This window comes from Cellvibrio fibrivorans (assembly GCF_031457055.1).
Classification (GTDB): domain Bacteria; phylum Pseudomonadota; class Gammaproteobacteria; order Pseudomonadales; family Cellvibrionaceae; genus Cellvibrio; species Cellvibrio fibrivorans.
Map to the genome: position 1 here is coordinate 821,700 of NZ_JAVDVX010000001.1, position 16,810 is coordinate 838,509.

Annotated in this window: 15 protein-coding genes; 2 read left to right on the plus strand and 13 right to left on the minus strand. The window is 50.5% G+C overall.

The window, feature by feature from the left end:
* Positions 1 to 41 precede the first annotated feature (41 nt).
* The 11 genes from J2X05_RS03455 to J2X05_RS03505 form a co-directional block, all read right to left on the minus strand.
* Positions 42 to 2,219 carry a secretin GspD/PilQ domain-containing protein gene (locus J2X05_RS03455; protein WP_310068661.1) on the minus strand — a complete coding sequence of 726 codons (2,178 nt, stop codon included), beginning with the start codon at positions 2,217 to 2,219 and terminating at the stop codon, positions 42 to 44.
* Between the two features lie 206 nt (positions 2,220 to 2,425).
* Complete coding sequence (locus tag J2X05_RS03460) at positions 2,426 to 2,935, minus strand: hypothetical protein (RefSeq protein WP_310068664.1); 510 nt, start codon at positions 2,933 to 2,935, stop codon at positions 2,426 to 2,428.
* Positions 2,922 to 3,575, minus strand: coding sequence for a hypothetical protein (locus J2X05_RS03465; protein ID WP_310068666.1), 654 nt, complete (start codon positions 3,573 to 3,575; stop codon positions 2,922 to 2,924). Before J2X05_RS03465 ends, J2X05_RS03460 begins: the two co-directional genes overlap by 14 nt.
* Positions 3,565 to 4,647, minus strand: a complete 1,083-nt coding sequence (locus J2X05_RS03470; RefSeq protein ID WP_310068668.1) for a hypothetical protein — start codon at positions 4,645 to 4,647, stop codon at positions 3,565 to 3,567. Before J2X05_RS03470 ends, J2X05_RS03465 begins: the two co-directional genes overlap by 11 nt.
* A complete protein-coding gene (locus tag J2X05_RS03475; protein WP_310068670.1) occupies positions 4,577 to 5,641 on the minus strand; it encodes a type II secretion system protein GspK in 1,065 nt (354 codons plus the stop codon). The genes J2X05_RS03470 and J2X05_RS03475 overlap by 71 nt, the downstream gene beginning before the upstream one ends.
* Before the next feature lie 8 nt (positions 5,642 to 5,649).
* A complete protein-coding gene (locus tag J2X05_RS03480) occupies positions 5,650 to 6,243 on the minus strand; it encodes a PulJ/GspJ family protein (protein ID WP_310068672.1) in 594 nt (197 codons plus the stop codon).
* Positions 6,243 to 6,698 carry a PulJ/GspJ family protein gene (locus J2X05_RS03485; RefSeq protein WP_310068674.1) on the minus strand — a complete coding sequence of 152 codons (456 nt, stop codon included), beginning with the start codon at positions 6,696 to 6,698 and terminating at the stop codon, positions 6,243 to 6,245. The genes J2X05_RS03480 and J2X05_RS03485 overlap by 1 nt, the downstream gene beginning before the upstream one ends.
* A complete protein-coding gene (locus J2X05_RS03490; protein WP_310068678.1) occupies positions 6,695 to 7,072 on the minus strand; it encodes a prepilin-type N-terminal cleavage/methylation domain-containing protein in 378 nt (125 codons plus the stop codon). Before J2X05_RS03490 ends, J2X05_RS03485 begins: the two co-directional genes overlap by 4 nt.
* Before the next feature lie 12 nt (positions 7,073 to 7,084).
* The gene (gene gspG, locus J2X05_RS03495) at positions 7,085 to 7,519 is read right to left on the minus strand and encodes a type II secretion system major pseudopilin GspG (protein WP_310068681.1); all 435 of its coding nucleotides are present in this window, start codon (positions 7,517 to 7,519) and stop codon (positions 7,085 to 7,087) included.
* Positions 7,520 to 7,618: 99 nt separating this feature from the next.
* Positions 7,619 to 8,809: a type II secretion system F family protein gene (locus J2X05_RS03500; protein ID WP_310068683.1), complete on the minus strand. Its 1,191-nt coding sequence runs from the start codon at positions 8,807 to 8,809 to the stop codon at positions 7,619 to 7,621.
* Between the two features lie 8 nt (positions 8,810 to 8,817).
* The gene (locus J2X05_RS03505; protein ID WP_310068686.1) at positions 8,818 to 10,506 is read right to left on the minus strand and encodes a GspE/PulE family protein; all 1,689 of its coding nucleotides are present in this window, start codon (positions 10,504 to 10,506) and stop codon (positions 8,818 to 8,820) included.
* Here J2X05_RS03505 and J2X05_RS03510 point away from each other — a divergent pair.
* Together J2X05_RS03510 and J2X05_RS03515 are read left to right on the plus strand one after the other, a co-directional pair.
* The gene (locus J2X05_RS03510; protein WP_310068688.1) at positions 10,478 to 11,578 is read left to right on the plus strand and encodes a glycosyltransferase family 2 protein; all 1,101 of its coding nucleotides are present in this window, start codon (positions 10,478 to 10,480) and stop codon (positions 11,576 to 11,578) included. The genes J2X05_RS03505 and J2X05_RS03510 overlap by 29 nt on opposite strands.
* A 79-nt stretch (positions 11,579 to 11,657) precedes the next feature.
* On the plus strand, positions 11,658 to 12,992 hold the full coding sequence (locus J2X05_RS03515; protein ID WP_310068691.1) for a GGDEF domain-containing protein: 1,335 nt from the start codon (positions 11,658 to 11,660) through the stop codon (positions 12,990 to 12,992).
* A gap of 142 nt (positions 12,993 to 13,134) precedes the next feature.
* Here the strand turns inward: J2X05_RS03515 and J2X05_RS03520 are convergent, their stop codons facing one another.
* Together J2X05_RS03520 and J2X05_RS03525 are read right to left on the minus strand one after the other, a co-directional pair.
* Positions 13,135 to 15,552 carry an acyl-CoA dehydrogenase gene (locus tag J2X05_RS03520; protein WP_310068693.1) on the minus strand — a complete coding sequence of 806 codons (2,418 nt, stop codon included), beginning with the start codon at positions 15,550 to 15,552 and terminating at the stop codon, positions 13,135 to 13,137.
* A gap of 142 nt (positions 15,553 to 15,694) precedes the next feature.
* Positions 15,695 to 16,765, minus strand: coding sequence for a CobW family GTP-binding protein (locus J2X05_RS03525; protein WP_310068696.1), 1,071 nt, complete (start codon positions 16,763 to 16,765; stop codon positions 15,695 to 15,697).
* Positions 16,766 to 16,810: the final 45 nt, after the last annotated feature.

The following is a 16,810-nucleotide window of genomic DNA, read 5'->3' on the forward strand; positions in this document are numbered from 1 at the left end:
TACCGTTTTGCAGCTATATTCACGCGATCTTTGACGAACCCTTAGTCAAGCTGAACAGTACCTGAACTGTTTGGATCAGCATTGTCGGTTTGCTGAAAGGCGTCCTGAATACTTTTAGTTATAATTTGACCGTCTTCTGGGTTGTTAATGACATACGGGATGATCATTACCATCAGCTCAGTGCGTGCCGAAGTGTCACTATCCGCGCGAAACAAGCGCCCTATGATTGGCATTTTCCCCAACAAAGGCACACCAGTATCCCCCAAGGATTTTGAACTGGAGATTAACCCGCCCAATAAAATGGAGCCGCCATCCTGCAAAGTAACTGTAGTCTGTATTTTGCGATTAAACACGCTGGGCGAATCAATACTGCTACTTTCATTGGGCTGGGCTTCGCTCAGCTCTTGTTCAATTTCTATATCAACATGGCCTGATGCGTGAACAACCGGCAATACAGTGAGACGAACCCCGGTCTTGCGATACTGAATGTTTTGTAAAATGGGCGAATCACCATTAATAGTGGATTGGGAATTGGCGCTGACAACAGGCACCTCTGTTCCTACATCTATAGTAGCCTGTTGGCCGCTCTTGACCATCAAGCGCGGGCGCGACCGAATTTCAGCACGCTTGTTTTCATAGAACATATTTAATATCGCGCGGGTATCACCAGCACTGTCCAACGTGGCGCTCAAACCAGAAGTCCCCAATCCCAAGCCGCCCAAGGTAGATATCTTGCTGGAATAACGCTGCCCGCCCACTTTTTGCGAGCCTGCCGCAACAAACTCGAATCCTGTTCTTTCGCCATCACTTAGTGTGACCTCAGCCAACAAAACCTCAATAAGTACCGATGGCGCGGCCTTATCCAGGGTTTGGATAACAGGCAACATATCTAGCCATGCTTGACCACTACCCTTGTAAATAATCGTGTTCCTGTTGGTATCCACCACAAAATTACCACCAACACTACGCGCTGCGGAACCCTTAGAGCCCCCCGTACTTGCCCCCGAGGTTGTGTCTGAAATAGCGCTTCCTGAATTTGCAGCACTCGTATCAAGACTTGAACGTCCACCGGTATTGCCGCCGCCTGTCTCAACACTGTTAAGTAAGTCCACAATATGCGCTGCTTCTGTATTGCGCACCTGATAGGTAAATATCCCTTGATCTATGCTCATTTGCTGACGGCGATCCAGCACAGCAACCCATTCACGCACATGATCAATAATCTGCTGGCTGGAAGCAAAAACAACTAATTGATTAGCGCCATCCAATGGAATCAAAATAATGGCACCAAGCTGGGATTTGATTTGCGCATCGTACCCTTCTGCATTAAGCACCTCTTTCAGGTTTTTGCTGAGCGCATCCACTTTTACAAATGCCGGCTCAATGCTTGTTGAGAATTTGCCACGCATGATGGGTTGATCCAGCACCTGAATGATAGAAAGCGCTTGATTAACCAAGTCTGGCTTACCCTTGAGCAGCACTGCATTACGCATTGGATCTTCACTGATTACTATTTCTTTACCTTTTAGAGCGTCGCGTACCCAGCCTGCTACTTTGGAATTGGTTACCACTTTAAGGGGCACAAACATAAAAATAGGGCGATGAGACAGTGGGACCTCCGGTAGGGTTCTACCGCTTACTAATAAAGGCGTCTCGCCAGCGGTGATATTTTTATCGATAGTGAAACTCAACACACCTCCTTGCTGGGAAACGGCAACGCCATAGGTATTCAAGGTGCGCATTGCTACCCGAAATAATTCGGCGGGAGGTACCGCCTCGATCAGACGTAAAGTGACCAAGTCCTCTTGCTTTTCTATTTGCGGATCCAGCGTAAACGACAGCCCCAATTGCTCACCAAAAACTTCATTAATAAATGCAGGCAAGGGTATGTTGTGATAATTGCCACTGATAGGCTCGCCCGTTAAGTTGAGTGCAAGTTCCTGCGACGTGGCATCCGCGATATTGTTAGTAATGCTAACTCCCGGCCCCTGCGTAAATTGGGTAACCGGAGTGGAGGGCTGAGCCGGAAGGGTATTCGCCGTCCCTTGTAGATCGCGCTCGGTCCTCAGCGGCTCGAACTTTACGACCCCTTTGCCTCGCTCAGCAGTCGTTGGCGTATGCCAGAAGCTACTGCAACCGGTAAGCGCTATCACCAGGGACAGGGACGCAGCACATTTAAGACTGAGAGTAATAAAAGAACGAATACGAACATGAGACATTGTGGTGGGTTCCCGACTTGCCGTGATCTGGACCGATGATGGCCGGCTAGTTTGATTAACTACGCGATGGCGCGCAAGGTTTTGATTGGGTAAGACTTTTCACTATGAGTTTGCGTTACCACGAATTGGCAATAGCATTACGGCGGATTTAGAAGACTGAGCTGATAGCGCCGCTGGAATTGGATTGCAGCTACCTAAAGCCATGCTTATTTGGCTCCAGACTGATACATCTTCATTGTGCGAGCCTCTTCGCCCTGCTGAACTTCCACCTGATTGGCGCTAATGATTTTAATCACCCATCCACCAACTAGCACATCCCCCTCCACCAGCGATTTAATATTCCGCGTGAGCTGAGTAGACGTTCCCGCCACAGAAGCAAATAAAGCTTCTCGCTTTCCGTTTTTTTCAACAATGCCAACCAAGGTAAAGCTAGCTGGATCTCCTTCGAGGAGTTTTTGCTTCTCTTCTTTACCTTTGGTGCGAGCCTGAACGGGATCCTGATACCAACGAGAGGTGTCTGATATCAGGGTGTATTGCGCCAAGGTATCTTCTACAACTGCCAAGGATGATGCCTGCCAATTGTCAGCACGCTCATTGCCTTTGCCACCAAAACTCATCACTCCAACTAATGCACCCAGTACAAACGCAACCACCAATACAGCTGCAATTAAGCTGTAAAGTTTTCGCTCCTTTATAGATAACCTAGCGAACAGCATCGGTTGCCTCCTGCGCTTGTCCACGCACAGCAGAGGTACTTGTCGCTGGCGGATCAGAGACTAAAAAATAGACCGAGACACGCATGAGCAATTGACCATTGGATTGCGGGTGATAATTAAACTGTTCTATAGCGATACTCTTAGGATTATCCGCCAAGGTTTTCAGCAGTTGATCGATGCGCGCAACCTCAACTGTGCCCGTCACCTCTGCTGTTACTTTAATTAATGCCACACCACCCAAGGTAATACGCTCGGGCACCGCTAAACGCGGCCGGTAATTCTGTGCACCATGATCCGTCATTAACTTGCGCAAGTAGTTTTGTACATCCGCGTCAGCCAAGCCCTCCGATTGTGTCTCCCAGAGCTTGGTACGCAATTGTTCTGCCACTGCTTTTTCTTGCTCCAAACGCTCTGGCCACTGGGTTTGATGCTTTAACTGATCCAGCCTTGCGGATGTGCGCTGCAGTTGTTCTACCTCTTGACTGTGCTCTTGGCGCCACTCGCTTAACACCAGCGAGAAATAAAAAATCACGATGTAGGCAATGCCCCATACCATCCAGCGCAAGCGCTGGTTGGCTTGCAACTGTTCATTTAATTGCAACCAGTAAGGCATGAGTTGGGCGCGCAGGTTATTGAACATCGCTTGCCCCGCTAGCGTCATCTTGAAGCGTAAAGAGCAAACGCGTTTGACTGGGGGTTGCACCCGGCTCGGCTCGCACATCGGTGAAGGTAGGGTTCTGGTTGCAAGCCTCGATCAGCGCGCGCGTATCCAGATTCTCTTGTTGGAGCAAGACTGCGGTTTGGCCGCTCTGGTACTGCCAACTCAATATCGTAAAATCAAAAGCAGATAGGCAAGTGCTAACCTGAGCCAACAGGTGCAACTGACTGGGACTTTGCACAAGGGCGGATACCGCTTGATTAAATTCTTGCTGCTGCAAGGTGGCATCACGCTGATCAACCAAATCAGCGAGGGTTTCACTCTTGTTCGCTACCGCTTCAGCCAAAAACGCTTTCTTGATTTGAACTCCAAGCGCCATACCCAGTTGCAGGCAAAACCAAGCTAGAAATAAACCCAACACTAAACGGGGCGCAATGAATTCGCTTTGTAGACTCTCTCTGCTCCAAAAGGCTTTTTCATTCCAGGGCTTACTCAGCAAATGCGCTTCGCCTTCACACCATGCTTCATCATCGGTAGCACCGCACACACGCACAAAATCAGCGTGGTCACGGAAATTGGGTTTTGCCGCGAACCAACGCGAATGGCGCAGCACCCTGCCCGACCAATACTGCAACTCCCAACCCTCAATGCATGGCTGTACCCGCAAGCCATTATCCAACGGCGGATAAAGCATGACTTCTGGTACCAAGTTAAGCGCGGGCAATGTCTGCTGATCGCGTATGCGATCAACACGATCAGCATCCCAAAACCATACTTGGGCTGCATTGTTGTCACTTACCTGCCAAGTGGCAGGGCGGTTGAATGGGCTTAATTGACGCACGCGCTGCAAGAGCAAGTTATTGCGCAGCGTGCGAGGCACGTTTTCAAAAGACATGCATTGATAGAAGAGATATTTACGCGGAATAATTAATGTGGGAGTTTCAAGCGATGCCGACTCATAAACACTGTTTTCAGTTAATAATTTAATGCTCTCGGATGACATCGTCCAAGGTTGGATTGAAGAGGTTTGATTGGCGAATGGCCAAAGGCTCATTATTGATTTCAGGTGGCTCAACACTGTACTCATAATCCACTAACCAAGGCCCCAGCAGCCCATTGGGCGTCAATTGTAGGCTAATCAACCTGGCTTGTCCCCCCCCCTCCGACCAAAAGCGCAAGCTGATTTCTTGTGATGGAAAATACCCAAAAGTGTCTTCATCTATCCTCGTTTGATAATTGGTTCGCAGCATGAAATCACTGAGTGTCCTAACAGGATTAGACTGGCGTTCGGAATACAATAAGCTGGCAGCACTTTCAGTTAATCCTAAATATTTGACCATAAGATATTCAGGCATCGCGTTAATATTCGTTAGCGAAAAACGTCGAGCATTAAATACATCATCGTATCGACTTAAGGAGAAATTAGTCATTTGCTCCCGCCAACCCATAATACGTACCAATTCAGCGGGCGTGCGCAAAAAATCATTGGGTGGAATCTGCATTTGTCTTGCCCGATATTGCGAGGATTCAGCTCCCGACAAGCGCTCTTGGTCGTCCACATCTATGTAATCCGCTTTTGCGGCCATCAACCTTGCGCGCTCTGTATTGGTCGCTCCTTGATGTTTAAGAAACCGCTCCAGATGAGCTTCGTCCAACGAATTCAAGGACAACAACCCGGCATTATCCTGAAGAGAAAAATAGGTCCCACCCAAACCTTTATATTGAACACCATCGAGCCGCAACTCATCGCCCACCGGCAATAGAAAGGCAGTCTCGTCAGAGCGCAGCTGCTCTTGTGTTAAGGGCGAGAAAGACATTCCCGCAAGCGTAAACCGCGATGTAGCCAATAGGTACAACATTGTTTGCTCAGTGGAGTGCAGATCTAACCGGTTACTAATCTGCGCTCTCGCCTCCAGGCCTATGGCGAGTTTTCTCTCAACAACGGCATGGAAAAAACCAACTGCAACCAACATACACACCAATGCCCAGAGCACTGCGGCCAGGATGAAGCCCTGCTGGGAAGGATCAGGCACTGATTTAACGACCATTCACCACCTCACTCATCCATTTCTATTTTTGCCGTTTTACGTAGATTGATACTGACTACGTAATTAAAAACGTCTTGCTGCATGATCACTTGCAGCCTTATGGCGTGTGGCAGCGGCGGTAGATCTTCTTTTATCAGTGGCCATTGGCTGTGCCACTGATTTTTGTCATCCATGTACTCCCATTGCCCCGTCGCCGTTGGCCAGGAGTAGACATTGAACTGTGCATCACCTTCGCGATATTCCAAGCTCAGTTTTTCTGCATCCTGCACCAATACCCATGCGACTCTGGTTTTTAAACCCATTGATTCAATCAGGGGCTGATATGTGTAAGTTGCCACCTCAACAGCACTGCCTTCCAATCCCCGATCGTTTGGCCGTGCAGCTACAGATGCACCCAAGGTGCCGCGCAACCAGTTGTAAGCCAAGACCTCGGTGTAAGCGTTTTTTTGCTTGTTCACCACGCGCTGATACATGCCAAGGCTGTAACCAAAGCCCTGTACGATCACAGTGACTAATAAACTGACTATCACCATTACCACTAGCATTTCGATGAGGGTAAAAGCGCGCTGAAAATCGACCGGTTTGAGCGAAACTGCAGGCATTAATTATCGCCCTCAAACAGGTTCTCACGCGCCTTTTTATAAGCAACTTGGCGGTACTGATAACTGGCAGCCAACCGGGAACCCTTGGTGACACTTAGCGAAATCGTGAATAACCCAAGATCATAAATCCCCAGAGAACCCCTTGCAGCTACCCCTGGCTTCCAGGGCTCAATCAAATCTGCCCTCCAGCCAACCCAATAGCCATTCACATTGAAACGTCCACTGGTTTCCTGGGTTAAATCAACCAACTTCAAACGCTCCACAGACGAATTGAGCACCTGTTCGGTTGCAGCAACATCCGCCAAACGGTTGAGGGTGATGAGATTAGTGTTAATCCAACTGTAAATGCCAATCGCCGCCATGGAGAAAATCACCAGGGCGACGATCGCCTCCAACAGCGTGAAACCACGTGCATTCGTGAGATTTAGATGGGGGGATGAAGCCTCGCAGTTCATGGCCGGCGTGCCTCGCAGTAAGGCGGCGCCAATTTTATGGTGGTAGTGAAGCCTTTAGCGGTGTAACTCACATCACCACCCAGACACAGGCCACTGGGCTTGTAGACTATTGGAGTTTCGATATGCAACTCCCAGTCATCGGGAACTTCCACCAACTCGCGCGCGCTGGTCGCATTGAGAGTGATGGTTTTTTGCTGGGTATAGGCCTTGAGCCCGAGCGCTCCCAGCGCCTGATAGAAGTTATCTTGCTCGGCGCGGCTTTTGAAACGTTCGTAAAGCGCGGGAAATTTAGGCAGCACCAGCGCACTTGTTAGCCCCAGGAGGATAAGCACCACGAGTATTTCAACCAAGGTGAAACCCTTGCGCTGGTTCATAGGTTCAACGAATTAATCGCCCAAAGCCAAGTCGGCATCCAAACCTTCTCCACCGGTTTTTCCGTCGGCACCGAGCGACATCAGGGTCACATCTTCCTGGCCGCGAGCTTCACGGCGGTATTGGAAAGGATTTCCCCAACCATCTTGGGGCAATTTGCCATCCAGATAAGGACCCTGCCAGTACTGCTTGGCTTTGGCAGATTCAGGACTGGAATTCAGTGCCTGTAACCCTTCTTGCGTACTGGGATATTCGCCCATGTCCAACTTATAGGTTTGCAGCGCTGACTTTAGCGCCTTGAGTTGGGTTTGCGTTGTTTTGACTTTGGCAGTTTCGGCTTTACCAAAGAATTTGGGAGCAACAAAGCCCGCCATTAAACCCATAATGACAAGCACCACCAGGAGTTCGATCATGGTGAAACCACGTTGATGGGTTTTAGTACTGCGCATAGTGTCTCTCCTAAAAAATTAACCCTCACCAACTTCCCGCCATGGAACGAGCAAAGGCTGAGTCGCTCCTATTAAGCGGATAGCTGGGAAAGGGTACTGTCAAATCGCCATATCGTTAACACTGGTAATGGCTTGTATTAAACCCAAAATTATCACCCCCACCGCTATACCTATAAGCACAATAGCGAGGGGTTCAATTAAGAGCAAAAAACGCTTCATACGGTTTTTGCTACTGTTTTCATAAATCTTGGCCACTGCAAAGAGCATTTCCGACAGGCGCCCGGTTTTTTCTCCAGCGCGCACGAGGTTATAGGCAGTCGCATTGAGGATTTGATTGTCTTGTAAAGCTTTGGACAAGTTAGTGCCCGCTTGTACTGCAGTCAGTGCAGCATTGAGCGCCTTGCTGCGCCGCGTGTTTTTAACACTGGCGCGCGCCAGATCCAGCGCTCTCACCAACTCAACACGGCTCGCCAACATGGCGCCCATCACCGATGACCAGCGTGAAATATCAGACTCACCCAACCAACGCCCGAGTAGTGGCAAAGTGGAAAACTTATCGAGCAGGGATTGACGTACGCTGGCTTTGGACAGTTGTGAGCCAACAAAAGTTGCTGAGCCAGCCAGTATCGCCAACATCAATAAAAAGTTCTCGTTTAGCCACATACCCGTTGATAACACAATATGCGCCAAGAACGGCAAGTCGGTTTTGCCGTCGAGCATATTAGCAAACTTGGGAACCACAAAAACAAAGATGAGACCGACAGCGCTAATGCCAGTCAAGACTAAAACAGCCGGATAAATTAGCGCGTTACGCAAATCATTGGCGACCGATAACTCGTATTCCATTTGATCTACACCGCGACGCATAGCGCTGGCCAGCTGGCCGGATGCTTCACCAGCGGCAATTAACTGTATGAAGTAAGGCGGCAGCTTTACATCTTCACTCGCCAGTGCCGAACCTAAATTGGCGCCTTGCTGCAAACGTTCTGAAGCAGTGCGGTAGAAGCGCAGCAATCGTGGATGAGCATCGGAATCTTGCAGTGACTGCAGAGCATCAGCAATAGCCACCCCCGAATCGAGCATGGTGGTTAGCTCAAACAAGGATACGGTAATTTCCGCTTGAGTGAGCTTTTTACGCAGGCCGGTTTTATCTTCCACCTGCGGGTAAATCTCTACCACTTGCAAGTTTTTTTCGCGAATAAGGCGCAGCGCCTCACGCTCATCCCCTGCATCCAGACTGCCGGTAATGAGCGACTGGTTGGAATCTAGCGCTTTATAGGTAAATTGCATTTGGTGACCTACTCAATGTCCATGCTGGTAGTGCGCAGCACTTCTTCAATTGTAGTAAGCCCCTTGGCCGCCTTTATGAGACCGTCTTGATACATATTGCGATGGCCTTGGCTACGCACCAGTTTGCGCATTTCTGCAACTGGCACGTTTTCGACGATCATGTCGTGCAGCTCACTGGAGATAGGCATAATTTCATAAATACCCATCCGGCCCGAATAACCAGTGTTGTTACACAGCGCGCAGCCAACTGCATCAACCCATTTCGGCTCAAAGTCCTTGCCAAGAAAGTTGCGCCCGAGTTTGGCGAATTCGACGCTAATGGATTCAGGTACATGAGCAGGTTTGGCGCAGTGTTTACAGACTTTGCGCACCAGGCGCTGAGCCTGTACTGCCTTAATCGGTGCAGCGACCAGAAATGGCTCTACGCCCATATCAATCAAACGGGTAAAGGCGGAGAGCGAATCATTGGTGTGCAGGGTGGATAACACCAAGTGGCCGGTCAACGCTGACTGGATGGCAATCTGCGCGGTTTCCACATCGCGGATCTCGCCCACCATGATCACATCCGGATCTTGCCGCAAAAACGCACGCAAGGCTTTGGCAAAGGTGTAGCCAATTTCAGCGTGCGCTTGGACTTGGGTGATGCCGGGCAATTGGTATTCGACCGGATCTTCCACCGTGAGAATTTTGCGCGTGCCGTCAGTGGCTTCTTGCAGTGCCGCATAGAGGGTGGTGGATTTACCCGAGCCGGTCGGGCCGGTCACCAGCACTATGCCATTGGATTCCTGCATCAGGGCGCGAACCAGATCCATATGATCCTGCTCCAACCCGAGGGTTTGCAGGGATAATTCTTTGCGATCTTTAGGCAACAGACGCATCACAATAGATTCGCCGTGCACACCCGGCAGAGTCGAGACACGCACATCCATTTCACGGCCATTGACGCGCGTGGTGATTCGGCCATCCTGGGGCAGGCGACGCTCGGCGATATCAATTTCAGAAATAAGTTTTACCCGCGAGGCCACTGCAGGATAGCGGTCGATCGGCTGCTCCAAATGGGTTTGCAGCACACCGTCCACACGCAAGCGCACGCGGAAGACTTCCACTTGCGGGTCGAGGTGGATATCCGAGGCGTTAAAGGCAACGGCTTTGGAAAAGATGTTGTTGACCAGCTCGACGACCGGTGCCTCTTCCGCCATCTCGCGCAGGCCTTTAGTCTCGCTTCCCTCGGCGAAAAAACGCTCGGCAGTGAGCTCTTTGCGCAGGTAGTCGATGATGATATCGAGGCTGTGACCGGAGACTAAACAGGGTTTGATTTCATGCTCGGGATAATGGTAACTGATCACATCGCGCACAAAGGGCGAGAGTGGATCGCGTCCGGTGTATTGCAGCACTTGCTCGGCCGGGCTCCAGATAAGCACACGGTTGTCGATACACCAGTTGATATCGAGCAACGAGTGTTTGATGAATGTGAACAGGGCGCTGGCATCGGGCATGTCTTTGCCGGCTTGCACCACCGGCATTTCCAACTGCTGCGCAAGCACCTCCAGCAGCGACTCTTCGGATATCGACCCCATGCGCACCAGGCCTGCACCTATACGGCCACCAACCGACTGCTGCAATTGCAGCGCCTTTTTGATGTCGTCCGGCTGCACCAGCCCGCGCTCGATGAGCATTTCCCCGATCAGTTTATTCACGCGTTCACTTCACTCTTCTGTTGCGACTCTTATACGGCAATCATTGCGCTTCTTGCAGGCGCGCAGAGACCGCGCAGCGGCTTGGCATACTACTGCAAAACGCGACACTTGCCCATGCAGCGCTAATGCACACTCGCTACTGATCGGCTATGCTCGCTCACCGTTTAATTGCGCCGCAGGTTCGTTTGTGACTCCCGCTATCTCCACTATTATTGTCAATTACAACGCCGGCGCCGGATTGGTGAGCTGCATCCAATCGGTTATCAACCAAGTCAGCGAAGTCATTCTGGTAGACAACGCCTCGCACGATAACAGCGTCGCCCTGGCTGAAGCCCAATTCGCTGGCGATGGGCGCCTGCGTGTTATCCGTAACGACACCAATCTCGGTTTTGCCGCTGCCTGCAATATAGGCGCGCGCGCGGCGCACTATCCCTACTGGTTTTTTCTCAACCCCGATTGCATTTGTGCTGATGCCAGTGTGGCCGAGTTATATCGTGTACTCACCGCTAACCCTAAAGCCGGCATGGTCGGTGGATTGCTGCTCAACCTCGATGGCAGTGAGCAGGCGGGTGGGCGCCGTTTGACACCCACACCTGGCCGCACCCTGGTCAGCGCTCTTGGTTTGCGACACTTCGCCAAACGTTGGCCCGAATTACTGGTAGATTTTAATTTGCACCAACAACCACTGCCCGATACCCCCATCCGTGTGGAAGCCATCTCCGGCGCTTGCATGCTGGTCAAACCGGCAGCGGTGACAGAGGTCGGCCTCTGGGACGATGAATACTTCTTACACTGTGAAGATCTCGATTGGTGTATGCGTTTTGTCCGCGCCGGTTGGGACATCTTATTTGTACCCTCCGCCCCCATCACTCATGCGCAGGGTGTGTGCAGCAAATCCCGCCCACTGTTTGTGGAATGGCATAAACACAAAGGCATGACGCGCTTTTACCGCAAATTCTTCCGCACATCCTATTCGCTGCCGCTACTCTGGTTGGTAATTATGGCTATCTGGAGCAGATTTGGACTTATCGCCACCGCCAACGTGCTCCGGCGTCTCATCCAGCGCAACTAACTCGTGGATAAATATGGAAATACTCCAGATTTGACCAATACTTAGGGGCAGCTTTCGCCAGTGCAGATGATGCCACCCTATGAATGACAAGAGTTTCAACTCCATATTGTTGCTGGCAATTTTAGCAACCCTTATAGCTGTTTTCGGACAGCAGTATTTCCCAAAAAAACGCCTGCTGGCGTGGCCTAACGCCAACTTCATCTCCTATTTTTATTCATCCAATCAGGCTGATGGAAGCCCGGCAGCGTTCTGGGTGGACCAGCAAAAAAATCTGTGGCGATGTGTGTATCCGGAAGATGACAAAAGCGAGTATTTCGCCTGCAGTTTTAATTTTTTGTTTGGCACACCCGAGCAACAGAGCCCTGCAGATTTGTCTGGTTTTACGCATATCAACCTAAAGCTTAACTACACCGGCAGCGCCAACAAACTGCGCATCTATATTCGCAATGCCAATCCTGTTTATTACAAGCCGGAAGACCCAAACAGCAGCAAATTCCACGCTCTGACATTGCACACCCGAGATTTAAACAAAGAAATCCAAATCAATATGGATGAGTTTTTTGTAGCTGATTGGTGGCTCGGGCAATACGATATTCCACGCGGCCTATCGCGTCCGGAGTTTTCGCGCAGTGTCTCTGTGGGCATAGATTTTGTGGAAGGCCAACAGCCAGGCAACCACGATATGCAAATAGAAAAAATTGAATTCGTGGGCGAATGGATCAGTGCGGAGCGTTGGTATTTATGCATTCTCGCTGCGTGGATGCTGGGAATCTTCATTTACGCTATCACTAAACTAATCCAGCTTAGCCAACAAACCAAACACGATGTAAAAATCATTAATGAACTGAGCAGCGATAACCAACAACTCAAATTGGAGACTGATAAATTCCGTCGTTTGTCCACAGTTGATCCCCTTACCCAGGCCTACAATCGCTTTGGTATCGATCAAATTGTTGCTACGCTAATGATTTTTAATAAAGAAAAAGATGAACATAAAAACGCACCGGATTTTGCGCTGATGATTATCGATATAGATCACTTCAAGCGCATCAACGACCGGCGCGGCCACGACGCCGGTGATCGCGTGCTGCAAAATATTTCGGCGATTATTAGCAAGGGCATACGCGCGCAGGATTTTCTCGGGCGCTGGGGCGGTGAAGAGTTCATCGTCATTATGCCCAGCACACGCAAAGAATTTGCGATTGCATTGGCGGAAAAAATTCGCCTGATGATTTACGACACCATTTTTGAACCAGATAACCCACTGTCAGTGACAGCCAGTTTTGGAGTGAGCGACAAACTGGATGAAGAAGATTTTGCCACTACCTTTAAACGCGCCGACAAAGCGCTTTATGAAGCCAAAGCCCAGGGAAGAAATTGCTGCGTAACTGCGGATGATAATATGACTTTATAGGTTTATTGCTTTGCGTCAGTCCCATATCCAGCTCGTCACTAGCGCGGGCGGACGTCCAGTTTTTTAATTTTGCATTTCCGCTTAGCACCTAATAAAAAACCCGCCGCAGCGGGTTTTTTATTGCTTGTTTAAGTTCGCAACATTACAACTTATCAAACGCATCCGTTAACAGACAATCGAAGCGACGCGCATCGTATTCCACTACACGCGCAACATCGTGCGGTTGGATAATATTTTTTTCTGCTGCATCTTTGGCCAGCGCTTCCGTCGTTGCACCGGAAATTTTGCCGCTGTTTTTTGCCTTTAGGAAAGCGTGCCAGACAGGCCCAAGAGACAACAGCAGTTGATAAGTGCTTTCCACACGACCCATTGCATCTTGCGGGTCGTGACTTACATAGAGATATTGGCCGAGCATTAGCCGCACAGGATTTTCTTCCATAATCAAATCACCCAATTCGCGGATCAAATTGTCATTGGGTTTGTTGACGATTTTTCCGTATGGCATCGCAATAAAACGAACGATCTTCGCCAGCCATTTCAGCGGGAAGTTATCGGAAAAATCGCGCAGTGCTTCCTGTGCAATAAACAGCGAGCGAGTTAATGCATACTCGGCGTGGGCGTCTTCTGCGCGAGTACGCGCGTGGGCTGAGTGGAATTTCAAAATTGAGCTGGCAATAAACAATTGGCTATGCACATCGCCCAAACGCGCCGACAATAATTCACGGCGTTTTAGATTTCCACCCAACACACCCAAGGCGATATCAGACATTGAAGCGAGCGCTGCGCTCAATAAGTTGATACGTTGATACCAGCGCTTGCTGAAATCATCAGCATTGGCAGGCACGCTGCTCATGCGACCACCGAGGAAACCGAGCAATTTTGTGCGTAGCATATTGTTGCAAATGTGGCCGAGATGACTGGTAAACAACTTGTCAAATTTTTTCAGGCCTTCATTGCCATCTTCCAACTGCATGGCGAGCATTTCTTCAAACAGGAAAGGATGGCAACGCATAGCGCCCTGACCAAAAATCATCAGTGAGCGAGTTAAAATATTGGCACCTTCGACCGTGATCGCCACCGGCACTGAATGATAGGAAGCTACGAGGAAATTGCGTGGACCTTTTTGGATTGCGCGGCCACCGACGATGTCCATCGAATGCTCAACTGATTTACGCATCATTTCCGTTGCGTGGTATTTCGCCATAGCAGTCATTACTGCGGGCGCACCGGTTTCCAAGCCTTTGGTGACAAATTGACGCATGGCTTCGAGCGCATAACCGCTCGCGGCGATATCAGCCGAGGCCTCTTGCACGCCTTCAAACTTGCCCACTTCCATATTGAATTGGCGACGGATGCGCGCATAAGCACCCACCATGCGGTAGTTCATTTCACCGCTGGCAGTTGAGAGTGCAGGCAGGGAAACACCGCGACCGGCGCCGAGGCATTCGATCAACATGCGCCAGCCTTTACCAGCCATAGCGGCACCACCAATAATCCAATCGGCGGGGATAAAGACATCGGTACCAAAAATCGGCCCGTTCATAAACGGTGAGCCGGGGTTATGGCGTTTACCGATTTCAACACCCGGGTGATTAGCCGGGATCAGCGCACAGGTAATCCCGTATTCTTTTTTGTTAGGGTCGCCGAGCAGGCCTTCGGGGTCATACACCTTGAATGCCAAACCGACCACCGTTGCAACTGGCGCGAGAGTGATCCAGCGCTTGCTGAAGGTCAGCTTCAAGCCGATGACTTCATGACCGTCATGCATACCTTTACAGACGATACCGGTATCGGGAATCGAGCCTGCATCGGAACCCGCTTCCGGGCCAGTCAAACCAAAACAGGGGATTTCAGTACCGTTTGCCAAACCCGGCAACCAGCGTTGGCGCTGTTCTTCGGTACCGTATTTGACCAGCAATTCACCTGGGCCGAGGGAGTTGGGCACCATTGCGGTCACTGCCGCAGTGCCGGAGCGGCTGGCGATTTTGCTCATAATGCGGCTTTGTGCGTAGGGGCTGAAATCGCGCCCGCCGTATTCTTTGGGGATGATCAGGCCAAAAAAGTTTTTATCTTTGAGGTACTGCCAGGCCTCTGGCGGCAGGTCTTTAAGATCGTTCTGGATTTTCCACTCATCGAGCAGTGAGCAGAGTTCACTCACTTCGTTATCAATAAATGACTGCTCTTCCGCCGTGAGTTGCGGCAAGCTGATTTGCGCAAATTCATTCCAATCCGGACGGCCGCTAAACAGCTCTTTTTCCCACCAGGTAGTACCGGCTTCCAGCGCGTCGCGCTCGGTAGCGCTGATCGGCGGCATGGATTTTTTCAGCATCGCGAACACAGGTTTGGTGAGGATTGCGCGGCGCACACTGCCCACATTCAACACCACCAAGACCAGCGCTAGAGGCACAACCAGCCAGGGCGATAACATCGCCGGGGTAACTGCGCCCAATACCAGCCAGGCAATAATCACTATGGATGAGGCGGCGGCGAGCGCCACTTGGCGATAGGTTAACAGGGCGACCAACACCCATATCGCCAGCAGAGAGAGCAGTAACATCATTTTTTGACCCCTGAAAGGTTTTGTTTTTGTGAGTTTCCGTTGAGAACTCTACCCTTAACCTTAGCTCAATACCGTTAAGTTGGTGAGATTTCCTGCGTCCTATTGGTTCTGATTCAGCCTTTTATGCACCACAAAGATTCATTTAATCCTCAATGGTTAAACGGCAACCAAACAGCGCCGCCTCCAACTCATCTGTTGCCATTACATCGTCGTTTATTAATTCAATACGGCTATCGAGCAGCTCTGGCTCACCATCCTGCTCGCCGCCTAACATAAGCGGCTTGACGCTGAGTACGCCGTTTTCCGCATTGAACATATACACACCCTGATCCGTATTCATCACCGCTTTGGCGCGCACCAGATTCAGGCCGGTCATCCAGCCAAAGAGCTGGTTGAAATCAAATTGAACTGCCGGTTGAAACAGCCAGCCGCAGGAGTAGTAACCCTGCCCCTGATTTTCGCGGCGCAGATAATCCTGCCCGCCCGGCAATTGAATCGCAGCATTGTAAAGTTCGCGCTGGGGACTGAGACGGTTGCGCTGGGCGCTGTGATGCTCCGGATTATTCAGAGCGTGTGTGCGGCGCGGATAATCCAGCCAGCCCAATTCCAATTGGCCCTGCTGCACGGCAAAGGCCGCGTGTTTAGGCGGGCTAAATCCCGCAACCAGATCATCAAAATTGGCGCGATCAACCGGTGAACACAAATCGGTTTTATTGGCGACTAACACATCGGCCACTGCGATTTGGTCTTTGAAATTGGCGTTGTCCGCGTAGCGGCTCTCAACCAATTTGCGCGGGTCAACCAGCGTGATAGTCGCGCGCAAATCCAGCACCGTATCGTAGTATTCGCCAGTCAGTGTGTTGATGATTTCTTCGGGATGACCGAGGCCAGTGGGCTCGATAATAATGCGGTCCGGTCTGGTTTTGGCGATCAACATATTGAGCGCGATTTTCATCGGCAACCCCGCTACACAGCAGATACAACCGCCCGGCACTTCGCGCACGTGAGCGTTGGTACTTTTTAACAGCGCGCCATCGATGCCTATCTCACCAAATTCATTCACTAGTACCGACCAAACTTCATCGACAGGTTTGCTATTGAGGAGGTGGGTTATGGCAGTGGTTTTCCCCACACCTAGAAAGCCGGTAATGATATTAGTGGGGATAAGTTTGCGCCCGGCAGGGGCGCCGGACGCGGAAATATTGTCAGTCATGATCAGGCTGGCCTTGGTCAACAGAGTGCGGGCATTTTACACAGC